18 protein-coding genes and 12 tRNA genes are annotated in these 22,902 nt (G+C 36.4%); 4 read left to right on the top strand and 26 right to left on the bottom strand.

Translation table 11 applies throughout. The annotated features are described in order from the left end of the window. Nucleotides 1-357 precede the first annotated feature (357 nt). Nucleotides 358-2,424 carry an elongation factor G gene (gene fusA, locus FB551_RS19310; RefSeq protein WP_142018604.1) on the top strand — a complete coding sequence of 689 codons (2,067 nt, stop codon included), beginning with the start codon at nt 358-360 and terminating at the stop codon, nt 2,422-2,424. 156 nt (nt 2,425-2,580) lie between these two features. On the opposite strand, the gene FB551_RS19305 is transcribed toward fusA, so the two are convergent. After that, nucleotides 2,581-4,119: a SulP family inorganic anion transporter gene (locus FB551_RS19305; protein ID WP_142018603.1), complete on the bottom strand. Its 1,539-nt coding sequence runs from the start codon at nt 4,117-4,119 to the stop codon at nt 2,581-2,583. A 618-nt stretch (nt 4,120-4,737) separates the two neighbouring features. Here FB551_RS19305 and FB551_RS19300 point away from each other — a divergent pair. Both FB551_RS19300 and FB551_RS19295 read left to right on the top strand, forming a co-directional pair. Beyond that, entirely contained in the window at nt 4,738-5,166 is a 429-nt protein-coding gene (locus FB551_RS19300) for a helix-turn-helix domain-containing protein (protein WP_047428275.1), read from the top strand. 43 nt (nt 5,167-5,209) lie between these two features. Continuing rightward, nucleotides 5,210-5,515, top strand: a complete 306-nt coding sequence (locus tag FB551_RS19295; protein WP_226798738.1) for a helix-turn-helix domain-containing protein — start codon at nt 5,210-5,212, stop codon at nt 5,513-5,515. A 435-nt stretch (nt 5,516-5,950) separates the two neighbouring features. Here the strand turns inward: FB551_RS19295 and FB551_RS19290 are convergent, their stop codons facing one another. Continuing rightward, entirely contained in the window at nt 5,951-6,790 is an 840-nt protein-coding gene (locus FB551_RS19290) for a hypothetical protein (protein ID WP_142018602.1), read from the bottom strand. A gap of 912 nt (nt 6,791-7,702) precedes the next feature. Beyond that, the gene (locus tag FB551_RS19285; protein ID WP_142018601.1) at nt 7,703-9,223 is read right to left on the bottom strand and encodes a TROVE domain-containing protein; all 1,521 of its coding nucleotides are present in this window, start codon (nt 9,221-9,223) and stop codon (nt 7,703-7,705) included. 461 nt (nt 9,224-9,684) lie between these two features. Here FB551_RS19285 and FB551_RS19280 point away from each other — a divergent pair, with 461 nt between their 5' ends. Further along, nucleotides 9,685-10,137 carry a VOC family protein gene (locus FB551_RS19280; RefSeq protein WP_142018600.1) on the top strand — a complete coding sequence of 151 codons (453 nt, stop codon included), beginning with the start codon at nt 9,685-9,687 and terminating at the stop codon, nt 10,135-10,137. Nucleotides 10,138-10,255: 118 nt separating this feature from the next. On the opposite strand, the gene FB551_RS19275 is transcribed toward FB551_RS19280, so the two are convergent. The 23 genes from FB551_RS19275 to FB551_RS19180 form a co-directional block, all read right to left on the bottom strand. Then, on the bottom strand, nt 10,256-11,599 hold the full coding sequence (locus FB551_RS19275; RefSeq protein ID WP_142018599.1) for an SWIM zinc finger family protein: 1,344 nt from the start codon (nt 11,597-11,599) through the stop codon (nt 10,256-10,258). A gap of 3 nt (nt 11,600-11,602) precedes the next feature. Then, nucleotides 11,603-14,299, bottom strand: coding sequence for a DUF6493 family protein (locus tag FB551_RS19270; protein ID WP_142018598.1), 2,697 nt, complete (start codon nt 14,297-14,299; stop codon nt 11,603-11,605). Between the two features lie 708 nt (nt 14,300-15,007). Beyond that, nucleotides 15,008-16,042, bottom strand: a complete 1,035-nt coding sequence (locus FB551_RS19265) for a DNA topoisomerase subunit B (protein WP_142018597.1) — start codon at nt 16,040-16,042, stop codon at nt 15,008-15,010. A gap of 43 nt (nt 16,043-16,085) precedes the next feature. After that, nucleotides 16,086-16,640: a 3'-5' exonuclease gene (locus tag FB551_RS19260; protein ID WP_142018596.1), complete on the bottom strand. Its 555-nt coding sequence runs from the start codon at nt 16,638-16,640 to the stop codon at nt 16,086-16,088. A gap of 106 nt (nt 16,641-16,746) precedes the next feature. Beyond that, nucleotides 16,747-17,289, bottom strand: coding sequence for a 3'-5' exonuclease (locus tag FB551_RS19255; RefSeq protein ID WP_142018595.1), 543 nt, complete (start codon nt 17,287-17,289; stop codon nt 16,747-16,749). 79 nt (nt 17,290-17,368) lie between these two features. Further along, nucleotides 17,369-17,932, bottom strand: a complete 564-nt coding sequence (locus tag FB551_RS19250; RefSeq protein WP_047428648.1) for a metallophosphoesterase family protein — start codon at nt 17,930-17,932, stop codon at nt 17,369-17,371. A 192-nt stretch (nt 17,933-18,124) separates the two neighbouring features. After that, the gene (locus FB551_RS19245; protein WP_142018594.1) at nt 18,125-19,141 is read right to left on the bottom strand and encodes an RNA ligase, Rnl2 family; all 1,017 of its coding nucleotides are present in this window, start codon (nt 19,139-19,141) and stop codon (nt 18,125-18,127) included. 6 nt (nt 19,142-19,147) lie between these two features. Then, nucleotides 19,148-19,516 (bottom strand): cyclic-phosphate processing receiver domain-containing protein, encoded by a 369-nt coding sequence (locus tag FB551_RS19240; protein WP_142018593.1) that lies wholly within the window; start codon nt 19,514-19,516, stop codon nt 19,148-19,150. 35 nt (nt 19,517-19,551) lie between these two features. After that, on the bottom strand, nt 19,552-20,037 hold the full coding sequence (locus FB551_RS19235; protein ID WP_047428299.1) for a ribonuclease H-like YkuK family protein: 486 nt from the start codon (nt 20,035-20,037) through the stop codon (nt 19,552-19,554). 77 nt (nt 20,038-20,114) lie between these two features. Beyond that, nucleotides 20,115-20,185: transfer RNA gene (locus FB551_RS19230), tRNA-Trp, on the bottom strand. An 86-nt stretch (nt 20,186-20,271) separates the two neighbouring features. Then, nucleotides 20,272-20,344: transfer RNA gene (locus FB551_RS19225), tRNA-Leu, on the bottom strand. A 367-nt stretch (nt 20,345-20,711) separates the two neighbouring features. Further along, nucleotides 20,712-20,783: transfer RNA gene (locus FB551_RS19220), tRNA-Glu, on the bottom strand. A gap of 77 nt (nt 20,784-20,860) precedes the next feature. Then, nucleotides 20,861-20,947 (bottom strand) — tRNA-Tyr (locus FB551_RS19215). A 189-nt stretch (nt 20,948-21,136) separates the two neighbouring features. Next, nucleotides 21,137-21,218: transfer RNA gene (locus FB551_RS23395), tRNA-Cys, on the bottom strand. Nucleotides 21,219-21,438: 220 nt separating this feature from the next. Next, nucleotides 21,439-21,510: transfer RNA gene (locus tag FB551_RS19210), tRNA-Asn, on the bottom strand. Nucleotides 21,511-21,514: 4 nt separating this feature from the next. Beyond that, a tRNA-Ile gene (locus FB551_RS19205) sits at nt 21,515-21,588 on the bottom strand. An 83-nt stretch (nt 21,589-21,671) separates the two neighbouring features. Then, a tRNA-Pro gene (locus FB551_RS23390) sits at nt 21,672-21,743 on the bottom strand. A 68-nt stretch (nt 21,744-21,811) separates the two neighbouring features. After that, a tRNA-Arg gene (locus FB551_RS19200) sits at nt 21,812-21,885 on the bottom strand. A 7-nt stretch (nt 21,886-21,892) separates the two neighbouring features. Beyond that, nucleotides 21,893-21,966, bottom strand: a tRNA-Lys gene (locus FB551_RS19195). 61 nt (nt 21,967-22,027) lie between these two features. Next, a tRNA-Arg gene (locus FB551_RS19190) sits at nt 22,028-22,101 on the bottom strand. 8 nt (nt 22,102-22,109) lie between these two features. Next, nucleotides 22,110-22,177, bottom strand: a tRNA-His gene (locus FB551_RS19185). 62 nt (nt 22,178-22,239) lie between these two features. Then, entirely contained in the window at nt 22,240-22,365 is a 126-nt protein-coding gene (locus tag FB551_RS23605; RefSeq protein ID WP_262711519.1) for a hypothetical protein, read from the bottom strand. Between the two features lie 387 nt (nt 22,366-22,752). Beyond that, on the bottom strand, nt 22,753-22,881 hold the full coding sequence (locus FB551_RS19180; RefSeq protein WP_047428305.1) for a hypothetical protein: 129 nt from the start codon (nt 22,879-22,881) through the stop codon (nt 22,753-22,755). Between the last annotated feature and the right edge of the window lie 21 nt (nt 22,882-22,902).

The raw sequence follows: 22,902 nt of genomic DNA, 5'->3' as shown, positions 1-22,902 counted from the left end.
GATTAAAAATCAACAATGTCAACAAAAATGATAAATATTATAACGTTAAGCAATCCTGTCAGAGCTGTGTTCTTTGGCAGCACTGAATATTTATCTGAATAGTTCTATAGATCTTTTATACCCAAAAATATATTGAAGACCTGTCTATTCGGATAGGTCTTTTTTGCTGCCCTGATTTCAGACTTCAACAATTCAAACAACTTCTGTGATTTGTTAAGATCTCTGAAAATTTTCCTTTGATTCAAAATACAAAAAATGTTTTGCCGGCTCTCTGAGACCGGAGTGTATTTTGTGTTCATTTTTTTCAGAATCTTTTCAATATACAGATCTAACAACCAACAATTTAAATCAAACAAAATGAAATACAACACACGAAATATAGGGATCATAGCACACGTTGATGCAGGAAAAACAACGTTATCAGAAAGACTTCTGTATTACACCGGGCTTATTCATAAAATTGGTAATGTAGATGACGGAAATACCACCATGGATAAAGATATTCAGGAGAGAAACAGAGGGATTACCATTTCATCAGCTGCGGTTTCCACACAATGGAAAAAGGATGATAATGTTTATAATATCAACATTATTGACACTCCAGGGCACATTGATTTTGCTGTGGAAGTAGAACGTTCTCTAAGAGTTCTGGACAGCGTTGTCGCCGTTTTCTGTGCTTCTTCAGGAGTTCAGCCACAGACTGAAAATGTATGGTTTCAGGCTGAAAAACATGGAACTTCCAAAATCTGTTTCATCAATAAAATGGACAGAATTGGAGCAGATTTCTTTGCGGTTCTCAATGAGATAAAAACCAAACTGAATGCAGTTCCCCTGGCTCTTCAGATTCCGATGGGTGCTGAAAACCACTTTGAAGGCGTCATTGATCTTGTCAAAATGAAAGCGTTATACTGGACAGATGAAAATGGAGAAACCATTCTGGAGAAGGAAATTCCTTCTGCTTCTATCACAGAAGCCAATGAATACAGAGTAAAGTTAATAGAAACTCTTGCAGAATGTGATGAAACGTTTTTTGAAATCTTCATGGATACTGAACATACAATCACTGTTGAAATGGTTACAGAAGCTATACAAAGAGTCTGCAGAACAGGATCTGCTGTTCCCGTTCTATGTGGTTCTGCCTTTAAGAATAAGGGAGTCCAGCCTCTTCTCGATGCGATTGTAACGTATCTTCCGGCACCTGATCAGCTTGCTGACCTGCAGGGAAGAGACCCTCGTACAGAAGAAACCGTAACTCTGGCAAGGAATGAAACTGTTTCTTTTTCAGGTCTTGTCTTCAAAGTTGTGATTGACAAGCATATGGGCAGACTGGCTATGCTCCGTGTATATTCCGGAACAATTAAATCCGGAGATACGATATTGAATGTAAGAACGGGCGAAAGTTTCAGGATTTCCAGGATTTTACAAATGCAGTCTGACAAAACGTTATCTCTGGAAGAAGCCAGAGCAGGAGATATTGTTGCTTTGACAGGAATAAAAGATGCCAAAACCGGAGATTCTTTATCTTCTGTAGAAAAGCCGATATTACTGGAAGCCATTACCATTCCTATTCCTGTGATCAGGGTATCTATTGAACCACAAACCAATGGCGATGAGAAATTTTTCGGTTTGGTGCTGGCTAAAATCCAGGAAGAAGATCCTTCGTTGGTGGTAGAAAGAGATCCGCAAACCGGAGAGACTTTATTAAGTGGATTGGGAGAACTTCATTTGGAGGTTACCTTGGAAAAAATCCGTCTTAATCATGGTATTGAAATCAATCAGGGGAAACCTAAAGTTTCTTATCGTGAAATCTTAACGGAAACCAAAATCCATAGAGAAAAGCTTTCCAAGCAAAACGGAGGAAGCGGCCAGTTCGCTGATATCACTTTTGAAATAGGCCCGGGAAATGATCACGAACACGGATTGGAGTTTGTTAATATGATCAAAGGAGGAGTTATTCCGACTGAATTTATTCCTTCCGTTGAAAAAGGATTCAGAGAAGCTATGGAAAACGGACCTTTAAAAGGATATCCTCTGGAAAACATGAAGGTCACCCTTCTGGACGGTTCTTTCCACGCTCAGGATTCTGCAGCATTTGATTTTGAAATTGCTGCAAGAGAAGGATTCAAAGCGGCGGCAAAAGGATGTAATCCTAAACTGATGGAACCTGTTATGCAGGTGGAGATCCAAAGTATTGAGGAGTACACGGGAGCTGTCACCGCAGATATCAACAGAAGAAGAGGAATCATCACTTCTATTGATGAAAAATCGGGAAGAAAGATTTTTGCAGCGGAAGTTCCGTTAGCTTCAACTTTCGGATACATTTCTGATCTGAGAACGCTGACAAGCGGAAGAGCTTCCATTAGTATGAAATTATCACACTATGCTTTAGTGCCTGATTTTATCGCTAATACATTAATAACCTAAACAAGCAAGGACTGTAGATTTTTCTTACAGTCCTTGTGTTGTTATTGAGGAGTTTTTATAGTGAAAAGTCAATCGTCAATCCGTTGCGCTTGTCAATTTTTTCTACAAAATTCATCATTTCACTTGCGAAGCAAAATTTACTTATTAGCTTCTCACCTATTTTTCCGGCATCACTTTATAAGTCGGGTCTTCCTGAATATTAATTTCAATTACTGCTTCTGCATTTTTAAGTATTTTCAGGCAGTCTTCGCTGAGATGACGCAGATGTAAGGTTTTATGATATTGCTTATACCGTTTGGATAATTTGTCCAGAGCATCTATGGCGCTCATGTCTACAACGCGGCTTTCTTTAAAATCAACCACCACCTGATCAGGATCATTCATAGGATCGAATTTATCTGTAAATGCCGTTACTGAACCAAAAAACAGAGGGCCATATATTTCGTAGTGCTTCACTCCATTTTCATCCATATGTTTTCTCGCTCTGATTCTTTTGGCATTATCCCATGCAAAAACCAGTGCTGAAATGATCACACCAACCAAAACTGCTAATGCCAGGTTGTGTAAAATCACAGTAACCAACGCTACAGTAACGCCTACAAAAATATCAGACTTTGGCATTTTATTCACAATTCTTATGGATACCCATTGGAATGTACTGATGGCCACCATCATCATCACTCCTACCAAAGCTGCCATAGGAATTTTTTCTATCACGGGTGCTCCAACCAGAATGATAATCAAAATAAGCAGGGATGCTACAATTCCTGATAACCTTGCCCTGGAACCTGCGTTAAGGTTTACCAACGTCTGTGCTACCATTGCACATCCGCCCATTCCGCCAAAGAAACCATTGGTAATATTTGCCAATCCCTGAGCTACGGATTCTTTATTGGCGCTTCCTTTTGTATTTGTGATTTCATCTACCATTGATAATGTCAGAAGAGATTCAATAAGGCCTACTCCAGCCATAATTAAGGCATATGGAAAAATAATCTGTAAAGTTTCCAGTGAAAAAGGGATTTTCGGAATATGAAAATTGGGAAGGTTTCCACTGATATGAGCGATATCTGCTACCGTTTTTGTCGGAATATTAAATCCGAGAACAACTGCAAAGACAATAATAATAGCTACCAGAGAAGCAGGAACAATTTTTGTGATTTTCGGAAAAAAATAAACAATGGCGATTGTAAGAACCGTTAAACCAGCCATGATGTATAAAGGCATTCCCTGCAGCCAATGTACTGCACCACTACTGTCTGTTATTTTAAACTGCTCAACCTGCGCCATGAAAATAATAATAGCCAAGCCATTCAGGAATCCGTACATAACAGGTTGTGGAATCAGTCTCACAAATTTCCCAAGTTTAAAAATACCTACCATCATCTGAAGGATTCCGGCAAGTGCTACAGTGGCAAAAAGGTATTCTATCCCATGAGATTGTATCAGAGCAATCAGTACAACGATCGTTGCTCCTGCTCCACCGGAAACCATTCCCGGACGTCCTCCCAAAACAGCGGTTACCAATCCCATCATAAAAGCGGCATAGAGACCTGTAAGGGGAGACAGACCAGCCAGGATAGCAAATGAAAGAGATTCAGGAATCATCGTCATCGCTACCGTAAAACCAGCCAGCAGTTCATTTTTATAATTGATTTTTTTCGAAAAGTCGAATAAGCTTATAATATTTTTCATTGATTTGCAAAGGTATGGACTGTCCGGATGGTATACAATTTTTTCTTTTTATGATTTTTTAATGGACGAGTTTGTCATTTTAGATAATTCACACATCAGTTCTTATAATATGTTAATTTTAATTAAAACAAATCTATAAAGTATGATTTTTACATTTTCAAGTGTTTTTACTACTTATTTTTGTTTACATTTGAAAACGAATAAACAATTATTTGGTACTAATTAAAAATTCAATGGGTAAAAAGCTGTTTATCAATCTATCTGCAGCTTAACTCATAGAATTACGTAAAACCTTAATAGGTTATATATTATTTCACACAAATGGCAGGAAAAGAAGTTTGAAAGAGAAGAAGAGAAAACCATTGAAAGTAAAGAAATATATTCCAAGTACATTAAGGTGATCCCTACCCACCTGCTTTTAAGATATTTGGCAAATTACAAATACGTTTTATAAGATCAATGGTCTTATAATACCTGTTTTAATATTCTTACATCATCATTTTCATTTTCATCAATTCAAATTTCTGTGAATTAACACCTACCATGCAAGATAATATTTATCACCTATTTTCGTTTTTTTATATATAAGTTTAAACAAAAGAACAATATTTATTAAAAATGTTATATAAAGAAATCCATATTGGGAAATTTATCAAGGAAAGAGTTGATGAAAATGAAATTACAGTAGAGAGGATATGTAAATTTTTAAGTAAAGATGAAGAAGCTGTCGAAATGATGTATGACAGCAGATCAATAGATACGGATCTTCTTTTAAGATGGAGCAAATTACTGGAATACGATTTTTTCAGACTTTACAGTTCACATTTGATTTTATATGCTCCTCCCTCCGCCATTAATAAAAACCAGCAGAAGTCCGAAAAAACGCCCTATTTCAGGAAAAATATTTATACACAGGAAATCAAAGACTTTATTATGAAAAGAATTCTTTCCGGTGAAATGACCCAGAGTGAAGTTATTAAAGAATATTCTATTCCGAAAAGTACTCTTCACAGATGGCTTCAGAAGAGTAATAATGCAAACGGATAAACAGATAAAAATGCGCCCAAATTACAAAAAAATTTACCAGGATATGCTGAAGATGGAATATCCTGAAAAGCTTAAAGATCCAAAAGTTAAAGACCTTCTTGAAAAGCTTCATACGAGCGAAGATGTTCTTAAGTTCAATGAAAAACTGTTCAAGCAATCCAGAGAAAATCAAAAACTCAAAACCTATGACAGGCAGACTATGCTCAAACTGCTTCAGTATCAAAAAAAGCATGGTCATTCTACGAGCTATATGTCACGAAAATATAAAATAAGCCGCACAACGCTTTCCAAATGGAAAGGAATGTTTGAAGAAGAGCTTGAAGATACAATGAAAAGTGCCGGTAAGTAATCTACCGGCATTTCTTTAAAGGTAATGGTAAGGAAAAAACCGGGCTAAACGTTTGCCGGAGTCGAACCGGATAACCTTGCCGGACTGACCGGCTTCGCTATTCCTCCCATAGTTGTGTTACGATGAATTTTTTCCTAACGACACTTCAAAATGGTAATATAAAGAAGCTGGAAGTGGGCAGAAGAAAGGGATTAAAGCCTGATGATCTCTCTGACTTTATAGAAAATTATATACAAAGATCTTTCAACGTCCCACTTCCGGCTTCTTGAATGTTTGAAAAACAAGGCAACGGACAAAAAATGCAGTCGTGCTCTAACCTGCTGAGCTACTCTTCCTATATAGACCGTGTTTTTTTATTGTGGAAGAGACGGGATTCGAACCCATGACCCCGTCGTGATGAACGAAGTAACATTTTTCTACGGCACTTGTTTGTTTTTATTTTTCTTCTTCAGCAATATATGTTTTGACAATAGGATGAACGCTGGCATTTTCCGGATAATAATTTAACCCAAAGCCTCTCCATCCCGAAGACCAGTAAAGAATCAGTTCTTTGAGATAAGGAATGTCTTTGGTTTCATTATACTTAAAATTTTCGTTATTAATTTTTTGCACTTCATCAATAAGTTCCGGATAAAATCTCTTATCTTCATCATCATATACATCTGTATAAATATCAAGATGGTCTCTTAGTTCATATAGTAAGTAAGTTCTGAAATCCCAACCCAGAATGACAATGTCTGAACCTCTAATGCTTACTACAGGATTCCATTTTAAATTGTTGTTTTCTACAACACAAGCTGAATTCCTGACAGGTAATAATTGCGGAAGCCTTGAAAACCATTCATCAAAAATTTCTTTCCTTTTTTCGATTGATTTTGGTTTTATTCCCCAGGATTTCAACCAAACATGATTGACACTCATAATATCATCCCACATCCATTTGTAAAAAGAATTTATCTGGCTGATAATTTCTGTTTCATTCTCTAACCAATTATAAAAGAAAGTACATTCTTCTGCAATCAGTTCTCCATCATCCTCATATTCAACAATTTCTTTTTTATCTATAGCATGAAGAATCTTTAGAAACTCTCTGTGTTCATAGGTAAAGCTCACCTCATATTTTCTTTCAACCTGATCAATCTGTTCTTCAGAAAGCCCTTGCCATTGGGCGCCGTAAAATCCTTTAGGACAATTTTCATTATCTACAGACCACAGTTTTTCTGTGCGTTCTTTGACCCAGTATAAAAATTCAGTCAGATTACTTGGTATATTCATGGTTGTTAAAGTTTAAAAATAAAAAGAGGCAAGATTCGAAAAGACTTGTACAAGATCATTTCCATGACCTTCTGGAGTCGAACCAAATTAAACCGAAGCAGGCCTTTTCTACGGCACTCTTTTATCAATCAAGGTAATATTTTTTAGAATCTTCCGTGCATTTGCTCTACCTGCTGAGCTACCTCTCCTTTTCGGGGGAAAAGGCAGGATTCGAACCTGCGACCCAATGTTTACTCAATCCCGAAGTATGATTCTAAGACGACACTTGATGTTAATTATTCATAGTTATTAGTTTTCTTTTTACAAAATTATATTGTTACTGCGCATTCTTTTTACGCAGTTGTTTTTTATTAAAAAAACCAAGCAATAAGTTATAAGAGTAATTGATATTCAATTGAAAGTTGACGATGAAACTCTTATGAACGGCATTGGTCTGGTACCTGGGCAATCTGGTGAAAGACTCTTTCATTTTGGAATCGAAGTAGGTCTTTCTAACGGCACCGATATTATTAACATTGCAAAATTATATTACAGGTACGCAATCTTTTTACGTAGTTTGATTTTTATTTAAATATTTGTTCGTTTTGCCTTGAAGCAAAAGAACCAAAAGTTCAAGACCTGGAAACTCCGGCTAAAAATAACCTACACTCTCTAAAAATTCTAAAACTTGCGCGAATGTTATATGAGCTCTTCGTTTCACTTTCTGTGTCGCGCTTCAAACAGTAGAATTTTCTTGACGTTCGTATAGCTTATTTTCTTAACGCCTCCATTTCCTATGTCATTCTTTAATTCCAGCCAATTGATTTGGAATTTTCTATGGATATTTATAATTCAGTGTTTTTAGAATGGAAAGAGGGAGTAAGCTCCTGAATATATTGATTGTTTTTTTATATATTTTAAAAGCAGTGCCTGTTACAGCACTACTTTTTGAATCATTTTCACTGCAGATTTTTTGTCTTCCAAAGCATTCAGTACATCGAAAATTTTGTCTGACCAACCTGCAATAAGATGTACATCATCCTTCCTGATATCCAGCGGCTGCGTACCATAACCTGCAAGTTCAAAAATATATAGCTTTGCATGAGGCGCGATGGCTTTGTACTTTTTCCACACGTCTTCAAAGGAGTTTCTTTTTCCCGTGCTATCCCACATCTGAGTATCGGTGAACAGCATTACTTTATCTACCTGCTCGTTTCTTTTGATAAGATCCTCGATAACCAGGTAACCATTGGTGGAATATCCTACTTCACCTTCACGCTTGTAAAAGGCATCTACATTTCTTAAGATACCGTTTTTCGGCATAGGAACTCTTAGCCAACGGTCGCCGAAGATACCTGTCACCACATTTTTACATTGTGACTGAAGGATCATAGACATCAGCAAACCGATATCATACAGCAAAATTTTACTTTTGCCAGAGACTGGCTTCTGCATGGAACCTGACACATCGGCAGCGATCACCACTGAAGTATCAAAACCAAAGCCTTTGATATTTTTAGCACTCACCACCACTGCATCTTCCAATGCTTCCAATACAGATGACAAATAAGGAGAATCTATATTTTTTAACTCTCGATAAGCCGCAAGGAATCTGAATGGGAGCTGTTTTGAACCGGATACGGCCCTTTCATCTGAAAGATATCTGCATACTTTATTCATTGCATCTGGTGATACGCCCGCTTCCAGGATATTCCTCAGGTTTCTCATGGTTGCCATATAACCCAATTTGTTACTGAAGATCAGTTCTTCCCATTTGTTTTTGAACGCCATTTTTCTTTCCGCATCATTGGCAAATTTTGTCTGTCCCAGAACGGAAAGTTCAACCTCCCATGTATAAGGAGTTTCCAATGTATTGTTGGCAATTTTGTTGAAAACGGCCTGCTGATTTTCATCTTTAGCTTTCGGATGAACCAGGAATAATGCATCTTTCAGCGTTACTTCCGCTTTTCTGTTGTATTTTGCAAACTGGTACTCATCAAATTTATTGAATGATTTTACCAGACCTTTCTGAATCTGTTTGGACAGTTTGTTCAGTTTCTTGGTATCTGTTCTCTTATTGGCCAGCTGGTAGTATGCCAGCAACTCTGTGATTTCATCTGCTCTCTGAACGATTCCGTTTACTGTTTTACTTACAAGGTCTGTACCTGAAGTCTGCTTTGCCAATTCGGTTGTTAAAACCAATGGAATGGATCTTAAATACATATCTTTTCTGGCATATACCGCCAGCTTTGCCACAAACTCAGGATCGTTTTTTTTAATCAGAGACTGGATTCTTTCCAACCTGTCATTTCCTTTTTCATAGTTGGCATCTGACAGCCCTGTTGTAACAACAGCACTATACAATTCTTCTGCAGGTGTCATGGCATATGCTTTTGCACCTTCGTAGTTCAGTACTACTTTTTTATTTTCTTTTTTTAAAAAATTAAATTTCATGGTTACTGTTTTTTTGTTAAACATGGAGAAGAATTGATACTTCCTCTCTGATTTCTGATGCAAAGTAAAAACAGTATTGCGCAATCTTTTTGCGTAGAAAATTTTTCTTTGTTTTTTCTATTTTTTATTTCGGAAACGTGTTTATATACATAAATGCTCGTAGATTTTGCGGATTGCACAGATTTTTAAGTTTTGGCTAAAGCCGAATGAAAGGAGGCAATTTGAAAGGTGGGCTAAAGCCCACCTCTATTGAATAGTATTAATTTTTAGAATTTGTTTATCCGCAGATTTCAAAGAATTGCACAAATATTGTGATGATACAATGGCATTCATCATTCATCATTCATCATTCATCATTCATCATTATAAAATCCTTCTATCATTCATTTTCATTAAAGAAATCGTCTGTAGTCAGTTTTTCGGTAAGGCTTTTTTAGCTTTGCTTTTATTAAAATTAAGCTATGATTAAAGGAATATATGAGACTCATGTTCAGGTGAGCAATCTTGAAAATGCGATACAGTTTTATACAGAAGTACTGGGATTGAAACTGGCTCACAGGGATGAAACCAGACCTATTGCTTTTTTATGGGTAGGAGATGGAAAAGAATTTATGCTCGGATTATGGGAGCAGAAGGAAAATCTTCAGACCAGGCATTTTGCTTTTTCCAGCAGTAAGGAAGATATTCTGAATTATTCTGTGGAGTTTCTTAAAAAAAAGGATTTAAAAGCTTACAATTTCCTTAAAAACGGAAGTACAGAGCCTATGGTATTTGCATGGATGCCTGCACTGGCTATTTATTTTAATGATCCTGATGGAAACCAGCTTGAGTTTATTTCTATTCTTGAGGGTGAAGGTAAGCCCGAATTAGGTGTATTAAGCTATGAAGAATGGATAAAGCAATCTGAAAATTAAACAGCACATTGAACAGGCAATGCAGAGGCGGAAGAGAATAAGATAATAATTTCCCTGATAAAACAGAATTTACGCATCTGCGATTGCCATTAAAATAATAAGGTAAGTATTAGAATTTTTAAACATTAACCAGTCTTTTAACTGCCAGCACATGTTTACAGGGTCCTCTTTCTCCCTGATATTTACTGAACCATTCGCAGGTACAGCGTTCTTTCTCTTCTTCAATGATTACCGTATGGTTCACATCGGTTCCTTTTACTCTGGCTTCTGTTCTTTCTTTATTATTGTTTAAGATTTCTACTTTTCCGTCCTCAATCAGTTTTTCGGCATTTTTTATGCGGGGATTGAGCCCAATAATACGACTTAATTTAAAAGGAAGTCTACGGTAGAAAAATTCTCTGTCATCAAGATCATAACCCAGTAATCCCATTGCGGCAAGCCTGCCTGTTATATTTTCAATTTTGCTCAAACTGATATTCTCTTCCCGGGCAAGTCTGCCAGGGTTAAAAGACTGATTGGTATAAGCATATTTATCCAGCGCGTCAACCCATTCATCAGGAACATCTGAAATCAGGTTATCCAACAGGGTCCCTTCTCCTGAAAAGCCTCTCCAGCATTCTCTCGATAAAGAAAAAGTGAAACGAATATTTCCCATATAAAGCTGCCATGTGGTAGACTGCATATTTGCATGTGGAAAAACCTGCATGCTATCAATATAAGGAAGAATAGGTTCTAAAAGCCGAAGCCTGTGAAGTCCTCCTACACAAACAGAATCTACGGATTTCACGGGAGAAAATATAGGTTTATTACCTCTCACAATTAAATAATAATCTGACTTCACCACTCCTTTCGGCATTCCTCTAAACAACTGCTGTGTCTGGATTTTATTGAAGGTATAACGCTTTTCCGATTCTGATAAATACACCTGAACAGTTCCCAGTCCTTTGATCCATTTTGCAGGCAACGGTACTTTTCTTTCTGTTACCCTGGTTTCCTCCTTGTATAACTCTACTTCTTTTTGTCCTACGGAAAGCATAATTTTTTCATTCGGACGGACGCTTCCTAATGCCGTTATCATAGGCTGATTGAAATCCACATTTGTCGTTCCGTTTTCAAGAAACTCTCCATCCAATCCATCCGGCAGGACATCTACTCTTGCGTAAACTCCTGCACAATGGGAAAAACCTTCAAACTTTACTCTTTCATTTCCTGCTGTTACTATAGGATCTTTAAGAAGTACCATCTGAAACGGCGATAGATTAAAACTGGATTTCACTATATTGGAAAGCGTGATCAGACATCTGGCCAGAATAAAAGGCTGTCCTACATTTCCCCAAAAGAAACAGGGGGCATCAGTATTTTTATGTACCTCACTGTATTTCGCAAGAAACAACTCTTCAAGTGCACCTTTCCTAACTAAAGAGGATACACCTGAATAGTTGTAAATAAGCGTATCTCCCATGATCTATTTTTTCAGAAGAAGATTACATATCTTTTTCAGGCTTGAGTTTTCTTTCCAGATATTTAATTTTTCAACGACTTCCTGATGTACGAATGAATGGTTCAAAGCCAATACTTCGTGGTAGATTTCCAGAATTCTTTTCAGGTTGGTAACAGGTTCTTCCATTTGAAGTAAAATATTGAAAATCAATTCCTCAAGAGCTGTATTATGATTTTTACTTACATTAAGCATGTGGTGCTGCATAAGATCTGTCAATCTTTTCACCGGTGCCCATTCCAGTTTTTCGTGCAGACCAATTACTCTTCCCAGCTTTGCATTATCCATCATCTGGCAAGAAACATGTTCAAGCCAGATTTCGGCAGCTGTTCCGCGAATGGTCTTATCACTGTCCAGGAAAATAGTCCCAAGAAACAGATAGCCGATTTCATCCAGAGGTTTTTTAATCTGATAAAGCGTATTCGCAGTATTCAATACAAGACTTCTTTCAAACACTTCAGCAATTCCCGAATAGAAAAGGCAGTATTTAATTACTTTCGCCAGTGCATTTGCAGGAGTATTGGGGAAACAAAGCATCAGCGCAGGAATTTCATTAAGCTCTTTCTGCTCTGCAACAAAATATTCCATGAACAGAGGTTCTTTTCTTTTTTCAAGATGATATTTTGGAATCGTAATATTCAATTCTACCGGATAGTATGAATTTTTCTTATTGTCAATGGTTTTCCATTGGTAATCTCCAGTAAAGAATTCTGCAGGAATATTATTATATCCGAAATCTTTAAATTCCTCAAAAACTGTTTCAGGTGAACGCGTAATTCCAGCTGTCATCCACCATGAAGGATGGATAAACTTACCTTCCGGCTTTGCATTTTTTCCAAAGAAGAAAAGCAGTAATTCTTTATATTCGCCTTTTAATCTTTTTTCTGCTTCTGCAATAGCTTTTGAAGTATCATCCAAAGCACAACGTTGCAGGGCCAGCTGAATATCCAGATGATGAGGTTCTGCATTATTTTCCTGATAGCGCTCCAATCTCTCCACCAGTGTTACAGGAGAAATCCAGCATGGTGCATGGGTAATAGGAAACAATAAAGGGAGTTTGTCCCCGGATTTTATTTTTTCAACTGCATATATAGCTATATCCTTAAAAGCCTGTCTTGCAGGGCAATCTGCTCCAACATCTTCTATAGGACCTAATTTTTTCTGATAATTGGAGTAAGACTCTCTTGTCGCTTCCTCTTCTTTGGTTTTCTGGTATATTTTTTCCAGATTCTTCAGCTGAACCGGATATTTCTCCATTAAAGCCAGCCCATAATTGATAATGGCATTGCATAGTAAAACATTCAGATAAGGAACTTCCCATTTTGCAATGGTTTTACAGGCTTTCAAAAACACGGGTTCCATCAGTTTTACAGAATCTTCATCCACATCTCCGGCAAACCTGATAAATCCCGTCAAAGCAATATCACAGTGATAGCTATATGGATCATCCATTGCCAGAGGCAGATAGAACATAAGATCTTCAAAATTCTGAAGTATCTGTACTGCATTTCTATCGGAAGTCAGCAACAGTTTTTCTGAAGCAATCGCCTCCAGTTCCGGCTGTTTCTCTTCAATATATTTTACCAAAAGAGGACGCACATTGGATAATATATTATCAGAATAATGAGACAGAGCTACTATCATATTTTCTGAAGCCGGAATATATTTAAGGATGATCTTCGCTGCTTTTGATTGTATACCATCATCTTTACTGACAAACGCTGTACTTAAAGCCATTCCAAGCATATCCGGATCTATTTTCTTTCTCTGGAATATTTTTTCAGTAAGTCCCAGACTGGAAACCACTACTGTTTTTACCTCTGAACTCAGTAGATTCGGAAGGTAATGGGAAAATTCTTCATTTTTAAATTCAGAAGTTTCCACAATTTTTTTCAGATGTGATAATATTGTATTTACCGCTTTTGACTGTGAAGAAACAAGTCCTGCAAGCAATTCATCCTGTAGATCAGCTAATTCTTCTTCCGTTGGTTTTAATGATGTAAACGCATCCATAAACCAACCTGTGACATTTTTATTAAAGTTTCTGTTGGCAGCCAGCAGGCACTCTTTCAGAAATCTTTTTCTCTCAATTTTCTTATCCGTAATAAGCTTTTGAACAATAGGGAACCATTCTTTACGGAAAGGTAAAGATTTGGAAGGATATTCACACAAATACCAAAAATGAGTATTAAGGGTTTCCGGATGGCCGTCAAGATCTGCCGGGTAATTACTGAGATGGTGTCCCAATAATTCCGGTTTGGGCTGTACATATCCTTTCTCTGTCCATCCTAAAATATCTTTATAATTAAATGCTGTAAATTCAGCTTCAACCGATTCATTGATAAAGTCTGAAAACCAATCCGGACATCCCCATTCCAGTATCTGATCAGTCTGTTCTGCATTGCGGAAAAGACTCCAGTAGTTTTTACCAAAATTCTTTTTGTCCATGCAGACAAATGAAGCTATATCTATAATGGAATGCTGATTCACAGATCCTGCCGTATGGTAGGAGTTTTTAGTCATTACAATTTTACTGATCTCACGATCCATTTTCTTTATAGATGGCACCAGTGTTTTCCTTTCTTCATTACTAAGCTCTTTTAAAAAAGGGATAATCTCATGTATCTTTTCCTCATTAAGGATCTCATAAAGTCTTTCTTTCATGTGCTTCTAATTTGATGTATAAATTTGTTTCAGGTTATTGAGCAACGACTTCTTTTTTATCTTTTGGTATAAGTTTTTTAAGAAAAGGAACCATATCTTTTATTTTACAGTTTAAGTATTTTCTCTTAAAACCCTCATCAATAAGCATAAATTCATTCTTGTCAGCTAAAATAAAAAAAAATGACTGAGAGACAGTAAATTATCCCATAAAAGTGATTTTTTTAACAAATATTAAGTTAATAAAACAATTGCTATTAAAGCATTTAACTAAACAAAAACAATTCCCTGTTTAAAGATATATTGATAAAAAAGTAGATAAAAGCTGTCTACTATGATATTTACACATCATTTGGTGTCTTAATTTTAGAAATTATCATACCATACGGCAAAATCAGTTTACCTTACGGATACGTTAATTTTTTTTAAAATAATAAATACAGGGACCAAAACCAAAATGAAATCATCCCGTAACCTTTAGCTATAGGCTCTTTCCAGTATGATGCTGAACTCTTAAAGAAAATAAGAGTTCCTACTCTGATCATTCATCCTGATTGTGGAAAAGATATTGCGGATTCTATTCCCAATGCCTAATGGCTTCTCATTGAAGGGATGGGACATTCTATTCCGGAGGAATTATTTGATACAATCAGTGAAAGTATTGTCTATAATAGCAAAAAAAGCTCCCATATTAAAGGGAGCCTTTTTATACTATTCATCCTGTACGATTTGTAGAATATGAATTGCCTTATCTTCATTGTTAGCAAAATAAAGTTTCAGTTCTTCATACATAAATTTCTTAATTTCTGTCTGTACTTTTGGAGTTCCAAGCTTCCATCTTGTTGAACCCAAAAATGTAAGATCTCCCTGCACAGAACCATAAAGCAACAGGTGTTTTTTTAGTCTTGACGAACTTATATTCAATTTTATATCTCTCTTTGCCGCTTCTTTCTTCAAAAACATCTTAAATCCCTGTATAATTCCATCCAGTAAAGATCCTCCCAAAATGGTTTCTTTATAATTGGCGTACATCTTGATTTTAGGTTTAAAGATCTGGCTATCAACAAAGGCAAATGCTACTGAATATGAATATTCTGTTTTTTTCTGAAAATTCAATGTAAAAAAACAGAAATCATACTGCAATCTCTTTTGCACTTCATAATCTATGATCTCAGCTAAACCATCTGAATAATGAAAAATATTAATCTGTTGTTCATCTCCAGATTCATCAATACTTCTTATTTTCAAATTTGGATTCAAAAAGGAAAATCTTCTGAATAAATCATTCAAAACCTTGTAACTCAAAATCAAACCTTTAAAAATATCCTGATCAGGAATGAAATCAATCATCCAACTGCATGCTTCTTCTTCATTAATATGATTGATGCTGCCCAAAATATCAAAATTTCCTTTTTCTGATTGTAATACAGGTAAACCATTAATCTCAATTGAAGAATACTCCGTCAGTGCAATAATACCTGCCAATGATAAATAAAACTCTCCTTGTTTATATTGATCAATACTCTTTATGATTTCTGTATTAAAAAGCGTTTTTTCAGGACTGGTCCATTTCATGATCAGTCTATTATCTTTTTTCAGGATGAAAATGATATCATAGATTCCTGCTCTGATGAAATCTTCAATAAAATAGCTTACTAATTCATTAAAGCCAAAATGGTTCAGAAAACCTATATACATTGCAGGTCGCATTCTGATATGCTCCAGCACATTATATTTTTCAATCATATATTAAGAATCAAGATATTTAAATATATGAATTTTTAAAATTTTATAAGGACTTTTGAAGACACCAATGCAGAATCTTTGCAATATTTTTGGCATCATCCACTCCTCTGTGGTGGGTACCTTCTAAAGTCATCCCCAATTCACCCAAAGCTCTGTTCATTCCGACACTTTTCCTGATGGTAGGGTGAATTTCACCGAATAATGTCTTCACATTGATGTGGTCATCACTCATCGGATAATCTGTGTAGAATCTTCTTGCCTGATTCTGAAGCATATTCAGATCGTAATTTCCATAGCTTGCCCATGTCAGTTCTTCGGAATCATACTCTGCTCTCAGGATATCAAAAGCGTCATCCAGCATAATGCCTTCATGATCCAGCATATTTTGGGTAAGGGTCGTCAATTCCGTACAGAACGGACTTACTTTTGAATGTTGGGGTTTTATTAAAATCCCTTCATTTTTAGAGATCTTACCGGTTTTTGCATTCATAATGCATACTCCGATTTCGATGATCTCACTTTCCTGACCTCTTGGCGGCCGGTTTTCCCAGCACGTTGCTTCAAGGTCTACTATTAATATATTTTCTGTTGTTTTCACTTGTTTAAAATTTAATTGTTAAAGGATAGAAGACGGATACGGGAAGTTTCCATAGTCTGTGAATTACCTCCCGCCTTTAGTTTCAGTCTTCCATTCTGATTACTATTTACAGAATCTTACTTAAAATTCTGGCTGTATTGTAAGCATCGTCTGCTCCGCTGTGATGGGTACCTTCAAATTCCATATTCAGATAACTCAAGGCTCTTTTAAGTCCTATTTGTTTGTGTAATTTAAAATGTCTTTTAAATTCATGCATCACATTCATATAGTTTTCTGAAAAAGGATTGGTTATCCCGAGCCAGTCACACTGTTCTATAATCTGCTCTCCATCAAAGTTTCCATATCCTGCCCATGTAAGCGGTGCGGAACTGTATTGATCTCTGATCATTTCACAGGCTTCTTCAAAATAGATTCCTTTTTCTTCTATCAGTTGAGGAGTAATTCCGGTCAGTTCTGTACAGAATCTGTTGATTTCTGATCTTTCAGGAATTACATAAATGCTTTGTTTTTGGGAAATTGCTTTTGATGTTAAGTTTAATTTACAAATCCCTATTTCGATAATATCGACCTGTTGCCCGACGGGAATTCTGTCGTTTTCCCAGCATGTGGCTTCCAGATCGATGATTATGATCTCATTGGTTGTCTTCATGATTTTTTTGAAATTAGAAACTGGAGGTTAGAAGTTATCAGGTTTATAGTTCTCTTCAGCTTCCTTTCATTGTTAATTGTTAGTTTCTTGGAGCAAATGGAGGCGTCCATTTTTTCCTTTTCATTATTTCTTTGACTTCCTCGTAGGAAACCGGATAAAAATTGTGGCAGTCTACCCCAACGTCAAAACTGAGTGCCATCTCATCATCCGGCAGGGTTCCGTGTGAATGACCGTATAACTGCCAGACACCGCGATGTGAGCCATTCCAGGTACGCATGGCGTAATGGAAAAGAATAATTTTCTGTTTGCCATTGCTTTGGTCCGGCTCATCAATTTTCAGTTCGTGATAATCTCTGATGGAGGTAAATCGTTTGGGATACGTTAAAGCTGCTCCTTCATGATTGCCTTTAATCAGATGGATATTTCCATTTAATCTATCCAAAATCTCTTTTGTAAAGTCTGGTTTTCCTAAACTCATGTCTCCTAAATGGTAGACTGTATCACCAGGCTCAATCTTTTCATTCCATCTTTTAATAAGTTCTTCATTCATGTGGTCCAGTGATTCAAAGGGTCTCTCTGAAAACTTTATAATATTCTCGTGACCAAAATGATGGTCTGCTGTAAAAAATATATTGGGTTTCATTTTTTTAATTGTTTTTTCTTTTTTAAACCACCCCGTCAAAAATTCTTTGAATTTTCGCCACCCCTCCAAAGGATGGGAATTGTCACACTTTCATAAGTTTTATTTCTCTTTAATACAATGAAGTGTTTTCGTTCTTCTGATATTGATGGTTAAGTTTATACATAAAAAAGTTCCGGTAAAAAATTACCGAAACTATACTTTAAGAGTCATCAACTCTTCTTTTATAAAATCAATCGCTAAAGAATTCAACTTTTTGTTGATCCTTTTCTGCTCTTCTTTTTCAATCGCGGCAAAAGCTGCCGGGAAGTCTTTTTGAAAGTCTTCTAAAATATCCTGTGAAAAAAGACCAATCACCTTACCTATCATTTTAGGTTCGAATTCGCCTATTTTGCTCACCACATTATTCAATCTGTTGGCTGTAGCATACTTTTGGATTTCTTCCCAGATTTCCTGCGCTTTTTCACCGAAATGAACCTGTTTATGAACAGTTTTACCCTCTTTTTTAACCATTTTGGATTTTTCGACCCATTTTTCATTCTTATTTTTCAGAATAATTCTGGCTCCGTTTCCAAAGTATTTGGTTTTCAAAGTTTTTACGATGGTTCCTTCACACATATTGTTCTCCAATTCTGGTAATCCCAGCCAGGCCGGAATTTGTGAATTGAAAACATTGGGGAATTTCAAAGCTTCTTCCAGGGTTCCCTGAAACAAAATTTTAGCATAGAAAAATCCTGTCTCTTCAAAAATCTGATTGACCACTTCTGTATCCAAATAGGTAATCCCATTCAGTTTAATATCGAAAGCGTAAAATTCGTTGTGAGGGGCATATTCAATGCCTTTCTGTACCTTCACAGCATCTTTTACAGGTTCTACTTCTTTATGTTTGTAACCGCCACCGAACAATTCACCGTAGATCACTACAGTTTCTACATCCGGGTAAATGGCTTTCACTTTTTGAAACACTTCTATTACATTTTCTTTGTAGTGTTCCAAAATATGATGCGCATTGAAAAATTTCTCATCTTTTTCGATGAAAGCAGTTCTCTTTGCGATTTTAATTTCCTTTCCGTCGGTAAAGAAAGAGAAATTAGCTCCGTGAACTTTTTCCTGCACTATGAAAACCTCATCCCCAAAACCCTGCATCCTGATCTGTTCGATCACGCGGGCCTGGTAAGCATTTTCTATAGCGTTATATGTTTTGAAAATCATTTTGTTTTAGTTTTTAAAGTTTTTTAAAAGGGAAAGAATATTTTCCTTTCCTACCGGATTCATGGAGTGACTATAGAATTTTGGAAGATCCAAATAATTATCCATGCAATATTCTACCAGCCATTTGGCGCAGTCGTATCCTGTTTTTTCAACAAATTCCTGAGAATCCTGTTTCAAATAGTGCTCGTCTGCAAGATCATGGTCAAAAGAGATCATTTCCGGAAGTCCTTTTTCCAAAATCCTGTTGACAAACTGCTCGTAGTTCCGAACGATATGCCAGTCGTTTCTGAGGAAAATATCCTGTTTTGTATAATGATAGGCCTCAACAGGATATCTTATATCATCCAGAAATAGTAATCTTTTTGTTTTTTCCATGATTTAATTTTATAATTATTAAGCTTCCAGCTTTTTTACACCATCATATCAGCACAGTTGGAACTTGCGAAGGCAAAAGGTTTTGCTTTAAACACATATCCCATTCCGAGAATATATCCCATGGCATCTTTTAATGCTACATTGGATTTAAAATCCGGGTCGGTATTAATGTCTGCGTGTACCTCCATTTCCACACCATAAGTATCCAACACAGAGCAGATCGCGTATGCAATTTCAACGGATTTGTTGACTTCATTCAGCATTCGCTCCTTGATACTGATACTCTGTATTTCTCTTTCTTTTCTAATAAAGGTAAACGCTCCTTTTCCCTCACGAATAAATACTACTGCCGTAGCATAATTGATGGCATCTCCATATACATGAGAGTCTGATCCCACACATACTTTCAGACGGTGTCCGTTGGCCTGTTCGCGGATGATGGCTTCTTCTACCAGCTGTGTGATAGAGTGTTGGAAAATTTTTCCATTCATATTCTGCCATGTTTGTTGTTGCGTTTCCATTTTTTCTACATATTTTAAATTGATAAATGATTATTGTTAATTGATAAATGATAACCCGTTACTGGTTTCATACTTTGCATTCCGAACCGGACTCGAACCGATACCATCAGTTTTGGAGACTGAGATGCTGCCATTACACTATCAGAGTAATTCATGAGTAAGTAATTGGTAATGAGTAGTATTTTCTCTTTTTATTATTACCCATTGCTCATTATTTATTACTTATATTTTTTGTACGGAAAGAGGGATTCGAACCCCCAAAAGCTTGATCCTAAATCAAGAGTGTCTGCCATTCCACCATTCCCGCAGGTTTTTTATAAGTAATGATTAATTGGTAATAAGTAATATTTTCTCTTTTATTATTACTTATTATTCATTGCTTATTACTCATATAATGTCAGGTTTGAGAAAGCTCTGTCTGTTTATAAATTATGCCTGCTAGTATTTGTAAAGATCTTCTACGCTTGACAAACCTTTCTCATTCCTAATGTGTTTTGTTAAAAAAAAGTAAAAGGCTGTCTATTTTTATTGACTAAAGATCTTCTGCTCTTGACAGTCCTTTTTCTCTTTTCTTCATTTTTTTGTGTGAATGGTAACTGGCCAATTTTTTTAAAAAAAATCTGAACTTTCATGGTATTAATATCATTCAATATTGACCAGCTATTCACATCCAGTACTCTATAAGGGAATCGAACCCTTGTTTTCTGCTCGAAAGGCAGGCGTCCTCACCGTTAGACGAATAGAGCGTTAACCCACTGACCAGGAATCGAACCTGAACAACAAGAGTACATTTCCTGCATGCTGCCATTACATTATCAGTGGTTGGTGGAAGTAGTAGGATTCGAACCTACTCAGCAATGAAGCAACAGATTTACAGTCTGCCCCGACTCTCCAACTTCGGCGTACTTCCGGATTTTATGAGCAATTAGTAATGAATAAGTAATTCCTCACTTTTTTCTTTTAAAAAGAAAAGGTCTGTCTTTATTGAATGTTTGATTAAAGATCTTCTGCGCTCGACAGCCTTTTTCTTTTATTAATAAAGGATATTCTTTGCTATAGATGATAAAAGATTCTTATATCTCCTATAGTTTTTACATTGAGATGGCTATGGGATTCAAACCCACTCAGTTGACACAGCGGTTTTGCAGACCGCCCCGACTCTTCCACTTCGGCGAACCATCAGATTAAAAAAAATAAAGTCTGTCTAAAATTGTTTGATATAAGAACTTCTGCGCTTAACAAACTTTATTTTACCTAAAAATTTATAAATGATATTCTTAACTTTTAATTAATCCGGAGAGAAGAAAAGCCTGTCTGTATTTTCCGTGTTTGGCGTAAAGATCTTCTGCTCTCGACAAACTTTTACTTTTTCTCCTGAAACAATTAACAATTAGTTACCTGCGATTCCGGAAAGACTCGAACTTTCAACTTCCGGTTTAACAGACCGGCGCTCTGCCATTGAGCTACAAAATCATTGTAATTCCGGAAGGACTCGAACCTTCAACCTTCGGTGTATCAGACCGACACTCTAACCACTTGAGCTACGAAATCATTGTTATTACATAAGGGGATTGACCCTTTCCCGTTCAGTAGCAAGCCGAATGCACTTACCACTATGTTAATGGAACAAATTGTCTGGAAAGCAAGATTCGAACTTGCGACCTCCCGCGTCCAAGACGGGTAAACAACCACCGTTATCTTTCCAGCTTTGGGGTTCACTTCTGTTTCTTTTCCGGGAGACAGCCGGATGGGAAATTTTCCATGAACCTTTTTGTGATTCCGAGAGGACTCGAACCTCTGACCCTGGGTTTAGAAAACCCATGCTCTATCCAGCTGAGCTACGGAACCGCTTTTGTAACCCCAGAAAGATTTGAACTTTCAACCCCCGGTTTAAAAGACCGCTGCTCTAACCATTTGAGCTATGAGATTGTTTTGGTTTTGTGAATCATCAATTTGCTTGACTTGCTAATTTTAAAATTCACATTCTTTGTAATCTCAGAAGGACTCGAACCTTCAACCTTCGGTGTCGTAAACCGACGCTCTATCCAATTGAGCCATGAGATTTTCTCCTTTGGGTATCTCCGGGGATCGAACCCTGTTCTCCGGTTCCACAGACCGGCGCTTTACCAAATAAGCTAAAGAAACCATAAAAAAAGCGCCTCTTTTCGGGAGGCGCTTCATATATTTTAACGTAAGAGATCATTAGCTGACCCACGTATATAAGCACCTTTTATCCACAATTCCACTTTCAAGAATACACGCAACACCTGTCGGTTCCTGTCCGAATAGTCTTGAATATTGATTGAATATGTTGTGTAAATGTTTCATTTTATTTTTGTTTGTTTCTAAATTATTTTTAATTGAATCCTGAAAACCTGTTGCTTTCAATTTTCGGTTGCAAAGTAAATATGAATTTTTGGAATCCGCAAATAAATTTTTAAATTAAATTACTGATAATCAGATAATTATATTGTATTTTCAGCATAGAGAATTTCTGTCCGCAATATTTTGCAGATATCTTAATTACCTAAATGACTGTCTCTCACTGGGTTGCTTATCACTCTATTTTATCGTATTAAAGTTTCATTGTTTATTAAAAATTTTTCATGTTTATGGTTATTTTTTTTCATTCTAAATAATTTCTGACCTAAAAAACAAAAAACGCCTCGGTTTTCCGAGGCGTTTCTGTTGTATTTTGATTAATTTTTTACAAGTTTATAGTAAATAATTTCCAAAGTCAGCACATTTCGCCTCATTCCATATCACCTCATCATATCCGAATAATCCTTTATTAGAAGGACTTTCGAATAGTTCTGCATTGATATGTGCTCTTTGTATTGTCATAATTTTCTGGTGCAAAGATAA

The sequence above is a fragment of the Chryseobacterium aquifrigidense genome (genome assembly GCF_006716485.1).
GTDB classification, from domain to species: domain Bacteria; phylum Bacteroidota; class Bacteroidia; order Flavobacteriales; family Weeksellaceae; genus Chryseobacterium; species Chryseobacterium vietnamense.
This window is presented reverse-complemented; position numbering and strand designations above follow the sequence as displayed.

Bases quoted from the DNA above. Each gene is read 5' to 3' on its own strand.
- FB551_RS19275 (WP_142018599.1), bottom strand. From the start codon at position 11,599: ATGGGAGATACGCTTATTTACAACTATTCAGGTGTATCCTCTTTAGTT.
- FB551_RS19280 (WP_142018600.1), top strand. From the start codon at position 9,685: ATGATTAAAGGAATATATGAGACTCATGTTCAGGTGAGCAATCTTGAA.
- FB551_RS19180 (WP_047428305.1), bottom strand. From the start codon at position 22,881: ATGACAATACAAAGAGCACATATCAATGCAGAACTATTCGAAAGTCCT.
- FB551_RS19305 (WP_142018603.1), bottom strand. From the start codon at position 4,119: ATGAAAAATATTATAAGCTTATTCGACTTTTCGAAAAAAATCAATTAT.
- FB551_RS19240 (WP_142018593.1), bottom strand. From the start codon at position 19,516: ATGGAAAAAACAAAAAGATTACTATTTCTGGATGATATAAGATATCCT.
- FB551_RS19285 (WP_142018601.1), bottom strand. From the start codon at position 9,223: ATGAAATTTAATTTTTTAAAAAAAGAAAATAAAAAAGTAGTACTGAAC.
- FB551_RS19265 (WP_142018597.1), bottom strand. From the start codon at position 16,042: ATGATTGAAAAATATAATGTGCTGGAGCATATCAGAATGCGACCTGCA.
- FB551_RS19295 (WP_226798738.1), top strand. From the start codon at position 5,210: ATGCTGAAGATGGAATATCCTGAAAAGCTTAAAGATCCAAAAGTTAAA.
- FB551_RS19255 (WP_142018595.1), bottom strand. From the start codon at position 17,289: ATGAAGACAACCAATGAGATCATAATCATCGATCTGGAAGCCACATGC.
- FB551_RS23605 (WP_262711519.1), bottom strand. From the start codon at position 22,365: ATGAAACATTTACACAACATATTCAATCAATATTCAAGACTATTCGGA.
- FB551_RS19300 (WP_047428275.1), top strand. From the start codon at position 4,738: ATGTTATATAAAGAAATCCATATTGGGAAATTTATCAAGGAAAGAGTT.
- FB551_RS19245 (WP_142018594.1), bottom strand. From the start codon at position 19,141: ATGATTTTCAAAACATATAACGCTATAGAAAATGCTTACCAGGCCCGC.
- FB551_RS19250 (WP_047428648.1), bottom strand. From the start codon at position 17,932: ATGAAACCCAATATATTTTTTACAGCAGACCATCATTTTGGTCACGAG.
- FB551_RS19270 (WP_142018598.1), bottom strand. From the start codon at position 14,299: ATGAAAGAAAGACTTTATGAGATCCTTAATGAGGAAAAGATACATGAG.
- FB551_RS19290 (WP_142018602.1), bottom strand. From the start codon at position 6,790: ATGAATATACCAAGTAATCTGACTGAATTTTTATACTGGGTCAAAGAA.
- fusA (WP_142018604.1), top strand. From the start codon at position 358: ATGAAATACAACACACGAAATATAGGGATCATAGCACACGTTGATGCA.
- FB551_RS19235 (WP_047428299.1), bottom strand. From the start codon at position 20,037: ATGGAAACGCAACAACAAACATGGCAGAATATGAATGGAAAAATTTTC.